12 protein-coding genes are annotated in these 20,244 nt (G+C 60.8%); 6 read left to right on the forward strand and 6 right to left on the reverse strand.

Annotation, left to right across the window (positions count from 1 at the left end):
* Positions 1-104: 104 nt before the first annotated feature.
* Positions 105-1,853, reverse strand: a complete 1,749-nt coding sequence (locus ACVOL0_RS14415) for an acyl-CoA dehydrogenase family protein (protein WP_481549692.1) — start codon at positions 1,851-1,853, stop codon at positions 105-107.
* Positions 1,854-2,037: 184 nt separating this feature from the next.
* On the opposite strand from ACVOL0_RS14415, the gene ACVOL0_RS14420 reads away from it, so the two are divergent.
* Both ACVOL0_RS14420 and ACVOL0_RS14425 read left to right on the forward strand, forming a co-directional pair.
* The gene (locus ACVOL0_RS14420) at positions 2,038-3,009 is read left to right on the forward strand and encodes a hypothetical protein (RefSeq protein ID WP_481549693.1); all 972 of its coding nucleotides are present in this window, start codon (positions 2,038-2,040) and stop codon (positions 3,007-3,009) included.
* A gap of 188 nt (positions 3,010-3,197) precedes the next feature.
* Positions 3,198-4,268 (forward strand): chitinase, encoded by a 1,071-nt coding sequence (locus ACVOL0_RS14425; RefSeq protein ID WP_481549694.1) that lies wholly within the window; start codon positions 3,198-3,200, stop codon positions 4,266-4,268.
* A 154-nt stretch (positions 4,269-4,422) separates the two neighbouring features.
* On the opposite strand, the gene ACVOL0_RS14430 is transcribed toward ACVOL0_RS14425, so the two are convergent.
* A complete protein-coding gene (locus ACVOL0_RS14430) occupies positions 4,423-4,731 on the reverse strand; it encodes an ASCH domain-containing protein (protein WP_481549695.1) in 309 nt (102 codons plus the stop codon).
* A gap of 123 nt (positions 4,732-4,854) precedes the next feature.
* On the opposite strand from ACVOL0_RS14430, the gene ACVOL0_RS14435 reads away from it, so the two are divergent.
* A complete protein-coding gene (locus ACVOL0_RS14435) occupies positions 4,855-5,628 on the forward strand; it encodes a lytic transglycosylase domain-containing protein (protein ID WP_481549696.1) in 774 nt (257 codons plus the stop codon).
* A gap of 170 nt (positions 5,629-5,798) precedes the next feature.
* On the opposite strand, the gene ACVOL0_RS14440 is transcribed toward ACVOL0_RS14435, so the two are convergent.
* A complete protein-coding gene (locus ACVOL0_RS14440) occupies positions 5,799-6,260 on the reverse strand; it encodes a hypothetical protein (RefSeq protein ID WP_481549697.1) in 462 nt (153 codons plus the stop codon).
* A gap of 87 nt (positions 6,261-6,347) precedes the next feature.
* Between ACVOL0_RS14440 and ACVOL0_RS14445 the strand changes: the two genes are divergently transcribed.
* Positions 6,348-8,432 carry a gluconolaconase gene (locus tag ACVOL0_RS14445; RefSeq protein WP_481549698.1) on the forward strand — a complete coding sequence of 695 codons (2,085 nt, stop codon included), beginning with the start codon at positions 6,348-6,350 and terminating at the stop codon, positions 8,430-8,432.
* A 98-nt stretch (positions 8,433-8,530) separates the two neighbouring features.
* Here the strand turns inward: ACVOL0_RS14445 and ACVOL0_RS14450 are convergent, their stop codons facing one another.
* Both ACVOL0_RS14450 and ACVOL0_RS14455 read right to left on the reverse strand, forming a co-directional pair.
* Positions 8,531-11,566 carry a TonB-dependent receptor gene (locus ACVOL0_RS14450; RefSeq protein ID WP_481549699.1) on the reverse strand — a complete coding sequence of 1,012 codons (3,036 nt, stop codon included), beginning with the start codon at positions 11,564-11,566 and terminating at the stop codon, positions 8,531-8,533.
* 354 nt (positions 11,567-11,920) lie between these two features.
* Positions 11,921-14,947, reverse strand: coding sequence for a TonB-dependent receptor (locus ACVOL0_RS14455; RefSeq protein ID WP_481549700.1), 3,027 nt, complete (start codon positions 14,945-14,947; stop codon positions 11,921-11,923).
* A 1,066-nt stretch (positions 14,948-16,013) separates the two neighbouring features.
* On the opposite strand from ACVOL0_RS14455, the gene ACVOL0_RS14460 reads away from it, so the two are divergent.
* Complete coding sequence (locus tag ACVOL0_RS14460; protein WP_481549701.1) at positions 16,014-19,109, forward strand: TonB-dependent receptor; 3,096 nt, start codon at positions 16,014-16,016, stop codon at positions 19,107-19,109.
* 141 nt (positions 19,110-19,250) lie between these two features.
* Here the strand turns inward: ACVOL0_RS14460 and ACVOL0_RS14465 are convergent, their stop codons facing one another.
* Positions 19,251-19,625, reverse strand: coding sequence for a YciI family protein (locus ACVOL0_RS14465; protein WP_481549702.1), 375 nt, complete (start codon positions 19,623-19,625; stop codon positions 19,251-19,253).
* 165 nt (positions 19,626-19,790) lie between these two features.
* On the opposite strand from ACVOL0_RS14465, the gene ACVOL0_RS14470 reads away from it, so the two are divergent.
* The gene (locus ACVOL0_RS14470) at positions 19,791-20,222 is read left to right on the forward strand and encodes a YciI family protein (RefSeq protein WP_481549703.1); all 432 of its coding nucleotides are present in this window, start codon (positions 19,791-19,793) and stop codon (positions 20,220-20,222) included.
* The last annotated feature ends 22 nt before the right edge of the window (positions 20,223-20,244 follow it).

The following is a 20,244-nucleotide window of genomic DNA, read 5'->3' on the forward strand; positions in this document are numbered from 1 at the left end:
GCTGGCGCGCCATCCGCCGAGGGAGCTCCTGCAATCGCAGACACCCCGGCAACCGGCACCTGCATCAGCTTCGCGGCTGATGCCGCTCCCACAAAGCTGCGGGCTTACATCACGTCCCAGGCGTAGCCGCCGCGCTCCAATACCGATGCGGCCAGCGATTCGACGATGTCGTCTTCGTTGCGTTCCAGACCGCGGACATTGCGCGCCATGCGTCGGCGTGCCTGGCGGGCGAACAGGCGGGCGATCTTCACCGCGTCTTCGGCTGCGGGGTGACCAGCCTGCAGCAGGCTCTCCACCCGCGACAGCACGCACAGGCCGACGAACAGGTCGATGGCGATATCGGCCACGCGCTTCTGCGCGTGCTGCTGATCGGCGATCTTCTTGCCGTGCTTGCGCAGCAACCGGTCCGAGGCCTTGGACAGTTCAACCGTGTACTTCTCGCACAGTCGCGCCAATGGCCGCAGTGCATCATTGAGCGGTGCGCGGATGCGGCCGGTGCCATAGCCGGTAGCCTCGCGCACGCGGCGGCCAGCGTAATCGCTGAGCACGCCGAAGCCCTTGATCGGGTCGTTGAAGATGCCGCCGACTGCGCTCTGCAGTTCACTCAGCGTCGCGCCCACGCCCTTCAGGCCGTTCAGCGCCACATACAGGCGCAGGATCTCGTTGGTGCCTTCGAAGATCGACAGGATGCGCGTATCGCGGGTCATCTGCTCGTACGGAAGCTCGCGCATGAAGCCGTTGCCGGCGGCAATCTGCAGCGCCTCGTAGCAGCTGCGCTGCACGGCTTCGCTGGCGAAGATCTTGCTCATCGCCGCTTCCACCGAGTAGTCGCTGCGGCCGCTGTCGATCAGGTGCGCCACCATCCACACCGTGCTTTCGGCGGCGAAGCAATCGGCGGTCATCTGCGCGATCTTCTCGCGCACCAGGCCGAACTCGGCAATCGGCTGACCAAACTGCTTGCGCTCACTGGCCTGTGCACAGGCCATGCGGATCAACGCGCGCATGCCGCCCACCGCGCCGCCACCCAAACCTGTGCGGCCGCTATTGAGGATGTTCATCGCCACCTTGAAGCCCTTGCCGACCGGGCCCAGCACATTGGCTGCGGGAACGCGTACATCGCTGAAGGCGACGGTGGTGGTGGACGAGGCGCGAATGCCCATCTTGTCTTCGTGCTGGCCGTGGCTGACACCTTCCCAACCAGCTTCGACGATGAAGGCAGTGACCTTGCCCTCCGGCGTGTCGGTACGCGCGAACACGGTGTAGAAGTCGGCGATGCCGCCGTTGGTGATCCAGATCTTCTCGCCGCTCAGGGTCCAGCTGCCGTCATCGTTGCGCTGTGCCTTGGTGCGGATTGCCGCCGCATCGGAGCCGGCACCGGATTCGGTCAGGCAGAACGCGGCGATCATTTCGCCGCTGGCCAGTTTGGGCAGGTAGCGTTGCTTCTGCTCGTCATTGCCGAACAGCAACAAGCCCTTCATGCCGATCGAGCTGTGCGCACCGATGGTCAGCGACACCGAGCTGTCATGGCTGCTGGTCTGGCCCAGCACGCGCGCATAGGCGCCATTGGACAGTTCCAACCCACCGAATTCCTCCGGAATGATCAGCCCGAACAGGCCCATGTCGCGTAGCGCCTGGATGAATTCCGGCGGCTGCTCGGCATCGCGGTCGTACTGACGCAGCTCGGCGGTCTTGTCGGCCAGGAACTGGTCGATGGCATCGGTCATCGCGCCCAGCATCTCGCGATCGCGTTCGCGGATCTGTGGGTAGGGGAACAACACATCTTCGGCGATATGGCCAAAGAACAGCTGCTTGGCGATGCTTTCATCCAGGTTCTGTGCTGCAACGGTATTCACGTACGGCTCCTTGTGCTGCGAACGATGACGGCGTTTGCCCGATGATGACCCACTCTCGCCACAGGTTCACACATTCGATGGGCACAATCGCGGAACTCGGTGTGCTCTTGTCGGTCTTTGCAGTGTGCGGATGTACCGTGACAGGGCCGGTTACTGCCCTGCGTCCTGTTTCTGATGGAGTTGCATGCGTTCTGACCGTCCAGCCGAGCCACTGGCGACCCGCCTTACCGCCGGCGTGATTGCCTTGGCATTCATGTGCGGGCTGGCGCGCCTGATGCTGCAGTTGCCGGAGCTGAACGTGGCGCGGGAAGAGACAAGGACCCGGCTGCAGTGGTTGCAGGTTACGCCGGGATCGGGCGCAGCGGTGTTGCCGCAGTTGTCGCCCACCGCCATTGCGCCGCATCTGCAGACTGCACCGCCGGTGGCAGCCGCCGACAGGCCTGGGGTTGCCGCCGCGCCCATGGCATCGCCACCGGCTGTGGAGACGACAGCAGCCGCTACAGCGTCTGCGCCAGCGCAGCCGGCATGGTCGCAACGTCTGTATGGCAAAGACGGCAGTTTGGCCGTGCCCAAGGAGGGCACCGACCCTGGTCAGAAGAGTGCGACCGAGCGCGTGTTCGAACACCGTGATGAACTGGCTACCGGCGTCGGCGAGCGGCCGCTGGAGAAAATGGTCTCCGGCATGTTCGAGGACAAGACCAAGCCGCCGACCCTGGGTCAGATGGGTGCGCGCTTGATTCACGGCCCGGACATTCAACCTGCACAGGCCCGGCGCCCGCCTGAGGTGGCGTTCAACCCCAACCTGCATGAGCGCAAGTCCGACCTCGGTAGTGAAGCCACTGGAGACGCCTACAAGGCGGCGCCCATCCGCTACGAAAAGGCGCCGGACATGAAGGGTGAAGCCAGCCGTCGCATTCGGGTTGCGCTGGGCGCGCTGGAGCAACGCTATCCACGTTGCAATGCGCAGCAGCGCGGGCAATGGCTTGCCCCGGTGATGAAGCACCTGGATGCCCTGCAGCGCGCCGAGTACCGCTTCAACAATGGCGCTGATCCGGTCGAAGCCGAGCATAGTCTGCTCAGTGCGGCCGACAGTGCTTACGACATGGCCCGACGGGCCCTGTGGGACGCCGAACGGCGCATGAAAATGTGCACTTGAGCGCTGGTCATCGTGGGCCAGTGGCGCGCCTTGTTGTCGTCATTGCAGGTGCCTGTTGATCGGGCCGCACGTCATCTGGCGGACAAACCGGGACAAACCAGGACGACTTTTCTAAGTTATTGTCTTTAAATGGCTTTTCATCGGTTTTGCATGCCTAGAATCGGGCGTCTTCCCTTTCTGGTGTTGCGATGAAGTCGATCGGTCTGTTGTTCTCCACGCTGGCGCTTGTTTCCACATTCGGCTGTCAGGCAACGCCAGTGCCGGTGCCGTCCGCAGGCGTGGGTATCGCCCCCGGGCATAGCCATGCGCTGCCCAGGCATGCGCTGGTTGGCTATCTGCATAACTTCGACAACGGCCAGGGCCTGTTGCCGGTCGGCAAGGTGGATGAAAGCTGGGACGTGATCGTGCTGGCCTTCGCGGATGACATGGGCGAGGGCAAGGTCGCGTTCAACCCGGACCGCGCGCTGGACCGCACGCAGGTGATCGCCGACATTGCCGCCAAGCGTGCGCAGGGCAAGATCGTGGTGCTGTCGTTCGGCGGTGAGCTCGGCACGGTGACCTTGAACACGCAGCGCGACGAAGACAACTTCGTCCGCACCACTGCTGATGCGATCAATACCTACGGTTTCGATGGCATCGACGTCGATCTGGAAAAGATTGCCGGTGTGGTGCATGGCGCGCCGGTGACGCCGCACCTGATCTCGGCAGTGAAACGCCTGCATGGCATGTACCCGAACCTGTATGTGTCGATGGCGCCGGAGCACCCGTATGTGCAGGGCGGCTTGGTGTCGATGGAAGGCATCTGGGGGGCGTATCTGCCGCTGATCGACGGCCTGCGCGAGGAGCTGGATCTGCTGCATGTGCAGCTCTACAACAACGGCGGGCTGCCCACGCCGTATCGTGCCGAGAAATACCCGGGGGGCAGCGTGGACATGATGGTGGGCTCGGCCAGGATGCTGATCGAAGGTTTCGATCTGGCCGGTGGCAAGGGGCGGTTTGCAGGCTTGCGTGCCGACCAGGTTGCCTTGGCGTTGCCGTCGGGTTTACGCGCTGCAGGCAATGGTTATGCGACGCCAGCAGATATCAATCGTGCCTTCGATTGCCTGACCACGGCTACGCAGTGTGATGAGGTGAAGCCGAGCCAGCCGTACCCGGATTTCCGCGGTGTGATGACCTGGTCGATCAACTGGGATGTTGCCGATGGGCGTGCGTTCTCGGGTCCTGTAGGCGGGCATCTGCGGGCGGCGCAGGGACGCTGATCGCGGCGGGAGCTTTTGCGGTTTTGGTTTTTTGGTTGAAGCAAAAGCTCCCCTCATCCGGTGCTTCGCACCACCTTCTCCCGTGAACGGGAGAAGGGAAGGCCCAAAGCCGAAGCTCAAAGCCGATCTATTCGCTTCTCTGACGTCTGCGTTCTCACTCCACCCAGAAATGCACCAGCGTCACCAGCTCATCGCTGCGAAACCCGGGGTACAAGCGCTGCATCACCGCCAGCAATCCGGCAGGTGTACGACAGCCAGGATCATGTTCATCGCGCAGATCGGCTTCATCCAGGGCGTCAAAAGCCCGCAGCTCGGTCTGCAGTGATAAAGGGCCAATCTGGCGGCCTTCACCCAGTTCGATACAGGCTTGCGCCACCCCATGCCAGCGCGCGCCTCGCCGTACGCTGGTGTTGCGTCCGGTATGGAACTGGGGGTTGTCGAAGCCGAGTAGAGGCACGGTCATGGGCGCAGTAAGGTGCTGGAAAGCAGGTATTCATTCTGGGCGCGATTGGCGGCTTTTTCATCACCTGCCGTTCAAACAGGCGGGCTCAGCATCGTTTCCTTCCTCACGATTGGATCTGGCCCCATGCCGCGCGCGGCCGCACTTGTGCTGTTGCTGCTGTTGTACGGGCTGTGCCTGCCGTTGCAGGCACGCACGGTGTACCGCTGCGTGCAGAAAGGTACGGTCAGCATGGCCACTGCGCCGGAGCCCGGTTCAAGCTGCAAGGCCATCGAGATCGATGACAACGCTGTGCAGACGCCCAATCTCTGGGGCAACTTCGGTGTGTTCAGTGGCACCCTGTACGAGCGTGAGCAGGACGGCAAGCTGGTCTATTCAACCCGCAACCTGCCGGGCTCAACGCCCTATCTGCGCTTCACCGTGGCCACGCCGCCGGGCGAGCCCGCCCATGAGGGACTGGGTCGGGTGGGCACGCCGCAATTGAATCGGCACGCCCCGCAGTTCCGTGCCGCGGCCAAGGCGACTGGCGTGGACGATGCCTGGTTGCGTGCGGTCGCCCATGCCGAAAGTGCGTTCGATGAAAAAGCAGTGTCGCCCAAGGGCGCGCAGGGTGTGATGCAGTTGATGCCGGATACCGCGACCGAATACGGGGTGAGTGATCCCTTGTCGCCTGCGCAGTCCATCAACGGTGGTGCGCGCTACATGAAGTCGCTGCTGCGCCGCTACAACGGTGACCGGACGCTGGCGGCGGCGGCTTACAACGCCGGGATCGGGGTGGTTGCACGGTATGGCGGGGTGCCACCCTACGCGGAGACCCGACAGTACGTGGACAAGGTGCTGACTTTGTATGGGCGCTACCGGGAGGCGATGGGGACTGGGCCGGAGAAGCCTGCTTTGTAGTTGGGTTTTGGATTGGGCAGGGCAAGTTCAAAGCAAAGGCACCCCTCCCCAACCCTCCCCTTGCCTGCGGCAAAGGGAGGGGGCAGTTCGCGCGGCACTGCAGCTTTGGCTTGAGCCCCCTCCCTTGCGCAGCAGGGGAGGGTTGGGGAGGGGTGCCTTTGCTTTGCTGCTCAGCCAGCCCCCACCTCAAGCAAGCGCAGCTGCTCCCAGCCAACGTGATGCATCAACTCACGCACCACTACCAGTGCGGCGACGAAATCAGGCCGCTCCGGTACGCCCAGGCTCTTGGCCGGCATCCCCGCCGCTACCTGCGCCAGTTGGTTGAACGCCCGCTCGACTTCATCTATGTCCAGCTCACAAATCGTTTGTGGCGGATAGCCAAGCACGCCCGGCAAGGGCGCCAACACCGCGTCGGCGCATTCCAGCACCTCCAGCGAATCCAGGCGCAGGGCCGGAATCCATGGCATCAAGGCATCTTCGGTGCTGGCGATGGCCTCTTCCATTGCCTGCTCCGAAGGCGGGAAATGCCGCAGTCCCGCCTCCAGCAGCGCGTGCAGTGACAGCGACAGGCTGATATCCGTGCTCTGCCCAGCCTGCAGGCGGATCGTGTCTTCTTGCAGATGTAGATGCATATGGTTCTCCACCATGCAGGGCTTTCGGCGGTTCCGCCGCGGGCCGTGAACGTCTATCGTGCCGGGTCCGTCGTTGCTTGGGTGTACATGGATCGCAAACATTGGGTAATTGCCGTCATCGCCGTTACCGGCGCCGCGCTGGCTGCCAGCTTTGTGTGGGCGCCGCAGGCACCTGCGCCTGCCGGTCCGCCGCCTACGGCGCTGGGCTGGCAGGCGCGGATCGAGCTGCTCGGCGGCGACGGGGTGGCAGGCAACAGCGCCGGCAAGGCCGCACAGACCCGCTTCAGTGATCCCTGGGGATTGGCAATGGGCGGTGGCGTGCTGTTCGTCGCCGATGCCGGTGAGAACAATCGCATTCTGTATCGCGGCCTGGACGGGGCCTTCCAGCTGTTGGCCGGTAGCGTTGAAGGCTTTGCCGACGGGCAGGGCAGTGCGGCCAAGTTCAACACGCCCTCGGGCATCGCCTTGGATGCGCAGGGCAATCTGTACGTGGCCGACACCGGCAATCACGCCATCCGCAGGATCACTGCGCAGGGCCAGGTCACTACCTTGGCTGGTGACGGCACGGCAGGCTTTGCAGATGGCAAGGGGAGGCAGGCACGCTTCAATGGACCCATGGGCGTGGCGGTGGGCGCGGATGGCCGCGTCTACGTCGCCGATACCTGGAATGATCGTATCCGGGTGATTGCCAGCGACGGTACTGTCAGTACCTTGGCTGGTGGTGCAGTGCCGGGCTGGGAAGACGGGCAAGGTGCGCAGGCCCGCTTTGATACGCCGACCGACCTGAAATTCGACAGCCACGGCAACCTCTGGGTTGCCGACCTGCAGAACAACGCGCTGCGCACGGTCAGCAGTACCGGCTTGGTCAGCACCCGCGTCGGCACGCCCAATGCCGATCGCGTGCTGTGGGGGCCGATGACCTTGGCCATCACGCATGACGATGTTATCTATGTGGGCGAGCGCCAGAGCGGTCGCGTGGTACAGCTGTCGCCGCACGGTCATATGGTGGTGGTGGCCGGCAACGATGCGCAGCGCTTCGCGCGGCCGGCGGGGCTGGCGCTGGCGCCGGATGGCAGCCTGGTGTTGAGCGATGCCGATGCTTACCGCATCCATCACCTGCTGCCGCGCGCTGCGGCCATGGCCGATGTGCCACCGCAACTCGGCCCCTCGCCGGATAACCCGTTGCCTGCCAACCAGGGGCGCTGGCCCTTGGCACCACAGCTGGGCTGGCATGAAGTGACCGGTACGCTGGGCGAGGTGCGTGGCAACTTCAGCGGCGAGAGCCGCCATCACCTGCACAGCGGCTTTGATGTGCGCGGTGATGTGGGCCAGACCGTGCTGGCTGTCGCCAGTGCCAAGGTCAGCAGCCCGGCCTCGACCTGGACGCTCGGTGGCCAGGCCGAGGGTCTGTCATTGGACAAGCTTGACTACATCCATATGAAGGTTGGCCGCGATGCTGCCAATCGCGCACTGGATCCGGCACGCATGCAGCTCGTCTACGACGAAGCCGGCCAGTTGGATCGCGTGCGGGTACGCCGTGGCACGCGCTTCCAGCCCGGCGACGTATTGGGCAGCATCAACAACCAGGCACACGTGCATCTAGCCGTGGGCCCTTCAGGATACGAACGCAACGCTGTGCGCCTCGGTTTTTCCAACTACGCCGATCACGTCGCCCCGAAGATCGACGACATCGCGCTGCTCGACAGCAACAACCAACGCCTGCGCGAGAAGCGCGACGGGCGCCTGCAGGTGCCACGCAATGCCGGTGGCCTGCAGTTGGTGGTGGAAGCCTGGGACCAGGTGGACAACAACCTGCCGCGCCGCCGGCTTGGGCTGTACAGCCTGGGTTACCAGATACTCGACGCCACTGGCCGTGCGCTGCCAGGCTACGAACAGCCACGCACCAACATCATCTTCAACCGCATGCCACCGCAACGCGACGCGGTGAAGCTCGCTTATGCCGCGGACAGCGGCATCACCGTGCATGGCAACAGCAGTACCCGCTTCCGCTATGTGCTGACCAATACCGTGCGTGATGGTCTGCTGGGAAGTGGCCAACTGCAACCGATGGAGCTGCAGCCGGGAAACTACACGATTCGTATCACCGCCAAAGACTACAGTGGCAATGAAGCTGTGGTCGGGCATACGCTCGATATCAGTATTGCGCAGTGATTGTGTGCCGCCGCGACAGGCGGCAGGATCGCGGGTTGCACTGACCGGAAGTGGCCACGGATGGAATCACCCGTGGTCACCCTGCGCCAGTCTGCTGCTTACCAGTCGTACTGCAGCTGCAGGCGAACGTAGCGCGGCGTGGTGTAGTACTTGCCGGCGCGATAGTTGTAGAAGTCAGTGATCGTACCGGCCGAGTTGTACGAGTACCTGGTTTCATACACCTGCAATGGCTTGATCGAGTTGAAGGCATTGAGCACCGAGAGCTGCATGCTCAGGCCTTCGGCCCACGTTGGGTTGTAGACCACGTTGGGGCTGAAGTTGAGTGTCCAAGGCGTGCGGCCGGAGCCCCCCAGCCTGGAGATGTCGTCTTCGCCAATATTGCAGGTATGGAAGACGCCAGCGTAGCCATACGCGGTGCCGAATGTGCCGGTGCCGCCGCCCAGGCAGCTGATCGGGGCGCCTGACTGCAGCTGGATGTTGGCACCTACCTGCCACTCATCGTTGAAGTTGTAGCTGCCGTAAAGCTTGAAGGTATGGCGATGGTCGTTGAACAGGTAGCCATCGGCACCATACATGAGCTCGGCAAAGTCGAAGTCCGAGGTTGTGCCGGTATCGGCCTGGCCGTTGGTGCTCTTCACCAGGCCTTCGTAGTTGCCGCTGAGCCTGGCCCAGGTGTAGTTGAAGCTGGCATACCACTTGTCGGTGTGTTTTTCCGCCTCCAGCGTCAATGCCTTGTAGTAGCGCTTGGCCTTCGGGCCCAGCTTGTCGGCGGCCACGGTGAGGGCCTCGGCACTGCCGTTGCCGTCCACATCCAGTGCCAGGGTCAGGTCACGACCGGGGTTGTACAGATAGCAGCCTGGCAAACCTTCGCGCACACCCCACTCATCCCCCCAGCTGGACACGTCATAACCGGCATCCTCGGCAACGTGATACAGCTGGCGGGTATCGCAGGTGTCGTCAATGACGTTGTTGACGCGGCGATAGGTGGCCTTTGCACTCAGCGTCCATGCATCGAGCCAGTTGTTGTCCGAGTGAAGCTGGTACTGGTAGCCGAGGATGGCTTCATCCTGTGTGTAGGGCTTCAGGCCCTTGGAGGCGACGGCCTTCGGGTCTGGTGTGCTGCCGTCTTCACCGTTCACCACAAAGTCGTATGCGCCGTTGCCATAGGATCCGGTGACGTTGGGCACGCCGCTGGCGGGGTCAAAGCCGCTGTACGTGTAGTAGTTGTAGGTGTAGTAGGAAGCGGAAGCGGCGCGCAGCGCAACGTTGGCGGTGATCGGCAGCGAGTAGCGTCCAATCGACGCATACAGCTTGCTGCTGCCATTGCCGGACAGGTCCCAGGTGAAGCCAATACGCGGCTGCCAGATATTGTCCTGCTTGACGAAGGTGGCGCCGGAGGCGTTCTTGTTCTCGAACGAGTCGTTGCGGATGCCGGCATAGAGCATGAAGGTGTCGCTGACCTGCCAGTGGTCATCCAGGTACCAGGATTTCTGGTCTATGCCGATTCCGCCGCCAGTGCGGAAGCTGATCAGGTAGGCATAGGATGGAGTCAGCCGCCAGTAGGCCCCCGCCGAGTAGGACGTGCCTGCGGTGGAGTCCCAGTCCTCGTCGCTGTAGCCGCCGCTGATCTTGTGCTTGCCCAGCTGCCATTCCAGGTCCAGGCGCGTGTTCCTGCGTTTGTCATGGCCGCCCATCATGTCGACGGCGTCGGTGGGGGCGCAGCCAATCTGCGAGCCGCTGGTGCCGATCACATAGGGGCATGCGCCACTGCCGCTGTTGATGTTGCCATCGTAGTAACTCATGGTGCCGTCAGGGCTGATGGTGAACTGCGAGCTTCGGTTGCGCATCTGCCCGTATTGCAGCGAAGCGGTGAGGCTATCGGTCAGGTAGCTGGTCCATTTGAAGATGTCGGTCTGGCCACCGCTCTTGCCGACCAGCTGCCCCAGCGCACTGGTTTTGTGCGGCTCGCCAGTGCTGCCATCGCTGCTGTAAGCCGCCATGAAGTAGTCATAGGTATAACGCCTGCTATTGTCGAAGCCGGTGTATTCAACGTGATTGCTTTCATTCGGGTACCAGTCCAGCTTGACCAGCCAGTACGATGTCTTGGACTCGTAGTCGTACGCCGTCGCGTCCAGCGAGGTTGGGACCACCGGTGTATCCGGGGCTGCAGCATTGCGTATCTGGCTGCCGACGCGTCCGCCATAGAGGGTCTGTTTGGAGTTGCCGAACTCGCCCAGGGCGAACACGAACAGCTTGTCTTCGATCAGCGGGCCGCCAACCCACGCGGTGTAGGTGTTGGAGCTGCTGCTGTTCCTGTCGTAGGAGCGGAGCAGACTGCCGTCGCTGCGGAAGGTATCCGGTGCTTTGTCACGCAAGCCTGCGGGAACACCGGACCAGCTGAAGCCGCCCTTCCATTCGTTGGTGCCGCGCTTGACGTTGACCGAGGTAACGCCGCCGGTGGAGAAACCATACGGCGCGCCGTAGCCACCGGTCTGGACGTCGAGTTGATCGATAGCCTGGAAGGGCACCTCCGAGAACGACAGGCTGTCGTACAGATTGGTGACGTTGAAACCATCGACGTAATAACTGTTCTCGGCCGCCGAGGCACCACCGAAAGAGGCTGGGCCAAAGTAACCGGAGCTGGCGACCGTGCCTGGTGTGAGCAGGGAAACACTGGTGATGTCGCGGCCTACCGGCAAGGTGTTGAGCTGCTCGGCAGTGAAGGTGGTGCGGGTTTCAACGCTGGTAGTGTCAATCCTGTTGGGCCAGTTCCCTCGCACGGTAATGCGGTCCAGCGAGGTGGCACTGCCGGCAGTCGCGAAGTCGGCTGTGCTGGCTTGCCCGGCGATCACCCGCACTCTGGTAGTGCTGACCAAGGTGTCGCCATCCAGGGTTGATACGTCGTATTCGCCGGTAGGCAGTGCTGAGATGCGAAACCTGCCATCGGCCGCAACCTGCACCTCGCGCGTATTGCTGGTTGCCAGATTCTTTGCCTGTACCCGCTGCGCTGCGGAGCCATTGCCGATGATGTCGCCGGTGGTGCTCTGTGCGTGAGCCGAGGCCATGCATGTGCCCAGCATCACTGCCAGTGCGGTGCATTGGAAGATGCGCGTCTTCTGCGTGTAAATGCTCATCGAATCCCCTCAAAGGAGTAGTTGGCAGGTGACTCTCAAACCCAAGGTTGCGAGTGCCGTGCGGGGTGCACGCTTCACGAAGATTTGGCGACCCAGTCTGTTGCCTGACAAATTACGGCGGTGAATATGAGGAGGTTTGCTTTTTTTCATGGCGTTTTTTCATCTGTCAATTTCATGAACCGTGTTTTTCGAGCGGCACAATGTTCGAATGGGAGCTTGAATTTCCATTGTTTTCGCGAGTGTGGGTACGGCAGTTCGCCGTGTTGGGATCGTTGACGCAAAAAAAACCCCGGCGCTGGGCCGGGGTTTCAAGTACATCATTCAGTAGAGATTGCGTTGTTGCTCAGCGTCTGATCAGAAGTCGTAGGATGCGGTCAGGCGCACCGAACGCGGGGTGGTGTAGTAGTTACCCATGCCGTAGGTATTGGATACGGTGTAGGGGTTGGCTTCGAAGCGCGCATCAGACTGGAGCTGCTTCAGTTCGTTCAACACGTTGAACACATCCAGACCCAGGGCCAGCTTGTGATCGGCGAAGGACGGACGATAGATCACGCCCAGATCCAGCTGCTTGGTCCACGGCTGACGGCCTGCATCACCCGGGCGCGACGGCTTGCCATCGCAGAAGTGGTAGGAGGCACCGTAGCCAGGAACCGGCTCGCTGTGGTCTTCGCCATAGAATCCCAGGCAGGTTTTGGGCATGCCCGACATGATGCGCACGGTAGCCGATGCAGTCCACTCGTCGTTGAACTGGTAGGCACCGAAGCCCTTCAGTTGATGGCGGCGATCATTGGCCATGTAGCCACCTGCATATTCCATCAGCGCCGCCGCATCCCAGTCCTGGGTCTTGGAGACGTCATCCTGACCGATGTCGGACTTCACCTGGCCTTCGGTATTGCCGAAGTTGCGCGACCAGGTGTAGTCGACGCGACCGTACCACTTGTCAGTCATCGGGTGCTCAAGGAACAGATCGACCGCGATGTAGTCACGCTTGGCCTTGGTGCCACCGTAGCCCCAATCCTGTCCATTCATGCTGAAGGACGTATAGCCCGAGCCATCCAGGTGCTTGGCCAGGAAGGTGTTGGTCTTGCCCGGGTTGAAGATCACGCAGCCCGGAATCTCAAGCTTGCTGGTGTCGACGTTCATCGACTGCAGCTTGGCTTCCATCAGGTCCGGATCGCAGATGTCGTCGATGGCGGTCTGCAGACGACGATAGGTGAACTTGGCACCGGTGTTCCAGGACGCACCCAGGGTCTTTTCAAAACCAAGGATCAGCTCATCCTGGTACTGCGACTTCAGGTCCGTGGGGGCGACGCCCGCCGGATCCGGGGTCTGGCCGTATTCACCGTTGGAGGACACCGGTCCCGGGCCGAGCGCGGTCAAACCGGTCGGGACGCCATTGGCATCAATGCCGGTATAGGTGAAGTACTCACGGGTGAAGGTGGATGCCGACGCGCCACGGATGGCAACGCTGTTCGGCAGGGCCAGGTAGTAACGGCCCAGGTTGGCGAACACCTTCAGCGAGGAATCACCGAAGACGTCCCAGCTGGCGCCCAGACGCGGTGCCCACTGGTCGCCGCTTTTCACATAGGCAACGGCGGCGCTGTTGAAGTTGGTGAACTTGTCGTTGCGCACGCCAATGGACAGCAGCAGGTTAGGTGTGACCTGCCAGTTGTCTTCCAGGAAGTAGGCCTTCTGCTCGACCGACATGCTGGTAGTGGTGGCCAGGACGTACTTGTAGGCAAAGTAGCCGTCACCGCCCGGCGGGGTGATGTTGAAGCCAGGGCTCGGCGACTTGTTCGGAGCGATGCTGGAGTAGTACCACGCATAGCCGGGGCCGGTGATCTTCAGGCCTTCGTTCTTGGCGTTGTAGTACATGTTGTCGATACCCGCCCTGAGCTGGTGATCGCCCAGGCGGTATTCCAGGTCCACACGCAAACCACGAGTGGTGCTGCCGGCATCGTCGGCCTTGGTATCACGGGTGGCCTGGTCGTTGCGGATCGGCTTGCCGCCGGTGATCTTCGGATCCTGCAGGGTCACGCCGCTCAGGTACGGGTTGTTCGATTCGCCGGGGTTGTACTGCAGGTTGCTCTGCTTGCTGCGGCCCCACACGGCGCTCAAGGTCAAGTCATCGGTCAGATAACCGGTGTACTTGAAGACGTCGTAGTCGTCCTTGATCTTGGTCGTGTCGGAGAAGGAACCGGTGCGCTCGCCTTCCTTCAGCGTTTCATAGTCGAAGGCAGTGTAGTAACCGCTGGTGCGGTCAGTGTTCTGGATACGGGTGTACTCCAGAGTGTGATCGTCGGTGATGTTCCAGTCGACCTTGCCGTAGAACTTCGGTGTGTCGATGGTGTAGTTGTTGCGTGCCTGGGCGGCGGAGGCGACGCTGTTGGTGGACACGCCGTCCTTCTTGTCCGTTTCGGCGGCCAGGTGCACGAACAGGCGATCTTCGATCAGCGGGCCGCTGACATAGCCACTCATCGTGGTGCGGGTGGCTGTGTCATTGTTGCGGTAGCGGTACAGGGTGCCTGGGAGCTTCGCGTTGGAGTAGCGGTAGCCCGGTTCCAATGCGTTGTTCGGATACCAGACGTCACGTGGGGAAGCGGCGAGCGAGTCCGGTGCCCAGGTGGTCTGGAAGCCGAAGTGCCATTCGTTGGTACCGCGCTTGCCCAGCTGGTTGATCACGCCGCCGGTGGAACGGCCGTAGCGCGCGCTGTAGCCACCGGTATAGGTTTCCTGCTGGTCGATCGAGCCATAAGGCAGGCTGACGCCACCGACGTTGCTCAGCGGATTGGAGGTGTTGAAGCCATTGAGGTAGTAGGCATTTTCGGTGACGCTGGAGCCGCCGAACGACAGTACCGTGCGCGAGCCATTGGTGAAGAAGCCGCTGCCACTCACCACGCCCGGAGCGAGCAGGGCGATGGCTTCGGCTGAACGGCCCAATGGCAGGACGTCGAGCTGCTCGGAGGTGATGACGGACTTGGAGACCGTGTTGCTGACGTCGATCTTGGGCATGCTGGCGGCAGTAACAGTCACTGCATCCAGCGTGGTAGCGCCTTCGCTGCCGAAGGAGACTTCGGTACCTGCGCCAACGCGCAGCAGCACGTTCTCGCGCTTGTCGATGACCTGGCCATCACGCTCAAGACGGATGGAGTACTTGCCCACCGGCAGCGAGCCGAGGTTGTAGCGGCCATTGGCATCAACCGGAACGCTGCGCTTGAGGCCGGATTCGTTCTGGACGGTGATGGTGGCACCAGCGGCGGTTGGGGCGTTGCCGAACAGTGAGCCGGTGGTGCTCTGGGCAGCGGCGGCGCCGATGACCGAGGTGAGGACGATGGCCAGCGCGGTGCGCTTGAGCCGGGTGACATTTGTGCTGCGGGTCATCAAATTTCCTTGTTTCATTGACTTAGCAAACTGCTGTTGCAACCACGCTGCACAGAAATGTAGTTTTCGTTACAGCTGAATGAAATCTAAATTTCACTTGCATGGATTTTGCAATATCAGCTGTAACTAATTTCAAGTTATTGAAAAACAAGGAAATAAATTTAGAGTTGAGAGTTTGCCACTGTTCACTTTCGAGTCTCTCAGTTGCTCGCGGCATCACCTAGGGGCTGTTCCCGGCAAGAGAGACCCCGATCAACGCCGAGGGGGGCAATCACGTATCAGATGGCAATGTGATCTGTTGGCATCGCCACACAGGCAACGACAAGCCCAACTCGCCTGTATCAAGTGGGTAGCCATCAACACCGGCTCCGGCTGCGTGAACCGGTGATGTCAGCGACGATGCCCGTGGTTGAGCACGCCACATCGGATGTCTGGGCTGCAGTGCGTGTGCTGCGCGTTGGGGCAGGTGTTCGTTGAGAAGCCGGCCTGTTCCGGTTTGCCGAAGCGGTGCTTTTAGAAATCGTACGTGGCAGAGAGCATCGCATAAGGCCCTGAGGGGTGACCGACGCCATCTAGGCGTTGAATACGGTGCAGGCGTCCTCGACCGAAGTCACCTCCATCCTTGTTGTCTTCCGGTCATTGGGGGCCTTCAGCACCTGCATGCTGAAAGTGACCTTTAGTCGAAGCAGGGCGGGCGGTACGTCGCCACCTGGTCGATCTGATTGCGGTGTTGTCGGGATCATTGGCCTTCAAGCAGGCCGACGCTTTCAATTGGAAATTTGACCAAGAATCCGAGGACAGGATGCCGAAATCGAGCGCAAAGTTGGTGATAGCGGAGGGGGAAGTGATTGTTCATTGAAAATTTATAAATATGAACAAAATTTAACTTACTGTTTAAAAAGAGGTTTTCTTCGTGGTTTGGTAAATATTTCGGACAGTAATTGCAAAGAAGAGGTTGCTGTTGTTACGTTCACGTTAAGCATCCATAAATTTCCTGGGTGCCTGATCTGTTGCCCCGTTGCCATCGTTGTGTGACGGAAATTTTTAATTTTGTGGAGAGAGCTGAATGAAGAGCAACATTCAAGCACGTAAGCTGAAGCGCACCGCGCTGGCTATGGTCTTGAGCGCCGTTGTTGGAACCGCATTGGCGCAGAGCACGTCTGGCGACATCGTCGGCACCACGACGGCTGCTGAGAAGGTACAGGTCAAGAACCTGAATTCGGGCGCTACCCGTGAAGCAATCATCTCTGCCGACGGCAAGTTCCGTGTTTCGTCGCTGCCGACTGGCGACTACGAAGTCAACACCATCGAAGGTGGCAACGTTGTCAGCACCACGCGTGTTCGTGTTGTCGCAGGTCAGGCGACGACCGCTACGTTCAATGCGGCATCGGGTGAAGGCGCGACGTCCCTGGACAAGATCACCGTTTTGGGCCAGAGCCCGAATCAGATCGATCTGAGCAGCATCGTCACTCGCACCACCTTTACCGCCGATCAGCTGAACTCTTTGCCGGTCAGCCGTGACATCACCAGCGTTTCGCTGTTGACTCCGGGTACCGCCGCCAGCTCCAACTATTTCGGCCCGGCATCCTTCGGTGGCGCCTCCGCTGCCGAGAACAGCTACTACGTCAATGGTTTCAACGTCACGAATCTGTACGACAGCCTGTCGTTCTCGGAAGTGCCGTTCCAGGCCATCGACCAGCTTGACGTGCAAACCGGTGGTTACGGCGCACGTTATGGCTTCTCGACTGGTGGCGTGACCAGTGTCAACGTCAAGCGCGGCACCAACGAACTGAAGGCGGGTATCAGCTACACCTTCGTTCCGAACTCTCTGCGTGAGCAGCCCGATCCGGTGAAGTTGAAGGATGGCAGCATCTTCCGTTCGTACGACCAGAACGAATCATCCTCGAAGAACCTGAGCTTCTGGGCCGGTGGTCCGATCATTCAGGACAAGTTGTTCTTCTTCGCGTTGGGTTCATTCGCCAACTCGGATACCACTTCCTATGGTGCTCGTGGCAATGGCTACGCAGTCAACCAGAATCCGTACACCAAGTCGGGCTCCACCACGTCGTATGACTATACCTCCCGTCAGCCGTACTGGTTGGCGAAGTTGGATTGGTACATCAATGACAACAACCACGTGGAATACACCGGCTTCGATAACACTCGCAAGCAGGTTTACAACAACTACAACGCTGCTTACGACGGCCTGGAGACGAACGCTTCGATCAACCGTACGGCGTTCACGGGTAAGGAGTACATGGAGAATGGTGGTCACACCGATATCCTGAAGTGGACCAGCTACCTGCGCGACAATCTGACGATGTCCTTGCAGTACGGCCGCATGGACAACACCAACTCCAACTACACCACTGACCGTAATGGTGTGGAAAACAAGTACAACGGTGACGTCGAGTCCTTCCCGACCTGCCCGTATGTGATCGAGTATCGTCCGGGCATGCCGGGCTTCGGTTCCCAGATTGGCTGCGCCACTGCGCAGACGGTCGACATCTTCGGTGGCTCCAACAAGCGCAACGCCGGCCGCATCGATTTCGATTGGCAGCTGGGTGATCACAAGATTGCGTTTGGTTACAGCGATGAGCGATGGAAGTCCCGTCAGGGCACCATCCAGGACATCATCTATGTCACCAAGTCGGACTACTTCCTTGATACGGCGACTTCTGACGACATTTATTACCGGATCAAGTTTGCAACCGGCGGTAACGTTCAGGTGAACCAGAAGTCCTGGTACCTGGAGGACAACTGGAACATTACCGACAACTTCATGTTGTATGCCGGCATCCGCAACGATTCCTTCGAGAATCTGAACTCGGATGGCGTGGCTTTCGTGAAGCAGGACAACATCTGGCAGCCGCGCCTGGGCTTCACCTGGGATCTGGCTGGCAACGGTGACAGCAAGCTTTACGGTTCGCTGGGTCGCTACTCGTTGCCGATCGCGGCGAACGTGGCACTGCGTGCTGCCTCGGCCTCGTACTACACCGAGTCCTACTTCGGTTACAACGGCACTCTGGATCCGGTCACCAAGATGCCGCAGGGCGGCTACTCGTATGACAATGGCTCCTACGATCTGGTCAACAACGGTGCCAACGGTTCCGTTCCGGACCCGAAGGCCGTGGCCGACAGTGGCCTGAAGCCCTACACCCAGGATGAGTTGATCTTGGGCTACCAGCAGCGCCTGACCTCGGACATCGCCTTCTTCAATGACTGGACGGTGGGTATCAAGGCCACCTACCGCAAGGTCAACAACGCGATCGATGACACCTGCGATTCGCGCGCGTTGTACAACGCTGGTGTGAAGGCTGGTTTGGACATGTCCAGCTGGGAGAGCGAATGGGCAGTGCCGGGCGGCATTCCTGGCTGCTTCATGTACAACCCGGGCAGCGACCTGACGTTGACCACCGACGTCAACGTCGATGGCACCATCGAAACCGTGACCATCCCGGCTGCGGATCTTGGTCCCAAGGCAAAGCGCGATTACAAGGCAGTGACGCTGAGCGCGGACAAGATGACGGACCGCTGGTACGTCAGCGCGTCGTATACCTGGTCCAAGCTGACCGGTAACCTGGAAGGCCTGGTCAAGAGTACGAATGGTCAGGATGACACGGGCACGACTTCCGACTTCGACTTCAAGGAGATCATGTACGGCGCGAACGGCTACTTGTTCAATGATCACCGTCATTCGTTCAAGGTGTTTGGCTCTTACTCGTTCACTCCGGAGCTGGAAATCGGCTTCAATCTGCTGGCACAGTCGGGTTCGCCGAAGTCCTGCTTGGGCGGCGGCAACAACAGCTTCGGTGTTCAGTACGCCTACACCGGTGTTTATCATGTCTGCGATCAGGGCGCTGTAACCTCCGGTCCGGACCGCGCCGATGACGACGTTATCAGCCCGGTGGGTTCCGCAGGTCGTACGCCTTGGGTCGTAACCTTCAGCCCGAGTTTGGTCTACAAGCCGCGTTGGGCCGAAGGTCTGCGCTTGAACGTTGACGTGATGAATCTGTTCAACAACATCAAGCCGACGCAGGTCTACGAGACTTCCTTCTCGTACCCGAACACCTCACAGACTCGTAACTACTACAACTACGGTGCGCCGAAGTACTTCTCGTCGCCGCGTTATGTCCGTTTCCAGGTGCAGTACGACTTCTAAGCCAAGCTGAGGCTCGGGAAGCCGAACTCAGAGTTTTGCATTGGCCGCCCCGCACGGGGCGGCCTTTTTTATGTGCGAGCTATGAAGTCAGGGGACTATCGCGTGTTCGGATTTGCGCACCTCATGAGATGGTGAGTTGGACTAGGCTCCAACACGCACCCGCTCCGCATTCAGATCATCCACCGCCCTTACCTCGATGCTGCCGTAAGCCGCCCATGGGAATTGCCTGGCGATGCGCATGGCCTCATCGGCGTCTGCCGCTTCGATCAGGTTGAAGCCGGCCAGAACCTCGCGGGTCTCCGCGAACGGACCATCGGTGATCCGCGACTGGCCCTGACGGCTGCGCAGGGTCTGGGCGCTGGCCGGTGGCTGCAGGCGCTGCGACATCAGCAACGTGCCTTGGGCCTGCAATGCATCGGCGTGCTGCAGGCAGCCGCGCATCAAGGTGTCGTAGTCGTCGGCGGGCAAGGCCTGCAGCAGTTGCGGGTCGATATAGATCAACAGCAGGAATTTCATGTGCCCGGCCTCGTGCGAATAGGGGCACATCATGTCGCATCGGGCCTGCTGCATTGCCGCATGAATTGATTCATAAAAAGAACGATGCGGACGTGTCGAGATTGCCTGCGCTGGCTCGTCGTACCTGTTGTGAAGCGGGCATTCCGCCTGCAACGGAGTACGGCAATGAAAGTGATGGTGTTGGTGAAGGCCACCCCCGAGACCGAGGCCGGAGTCATGCCCACGCAGGCGGAGATCGCGGCGATGGGTGCTTTCAATGAAGAACTGGTCAAGGCCGGGATCATGCTGGCGGGCGAGGGTTTGAAGCCCACGTCACATGCTGCGCGGGTGCGCTTTGCAGCTGACGGCCGCAGCGTGATCGACGGCCCATTCGCTGAGACCCGCGAACTGGTGGCCGGGTTCTGGCTGTGGCAGGTGCGCTCGCTGGACGAGGCCATCGAGTGGCTGAAGCGTGCCCCGTTCACGCCTTCCAATGGCGGCGCGGTGGAAGTGGAAATACGCCCGTTCTTCGAAGCTGAAGATTTCGGCGAAGCCTTCACCCCGGAATTGCAGGCACAGGAGCAGCGTTTACGCGAACAGATTGACCGCAACAACTGAATCCCAACCCCGAGCAGCAGGA

The sequence above is a fragment of the Stenotrophomonas sp. STEN021 genome (genome assembly GCF_056760175.1).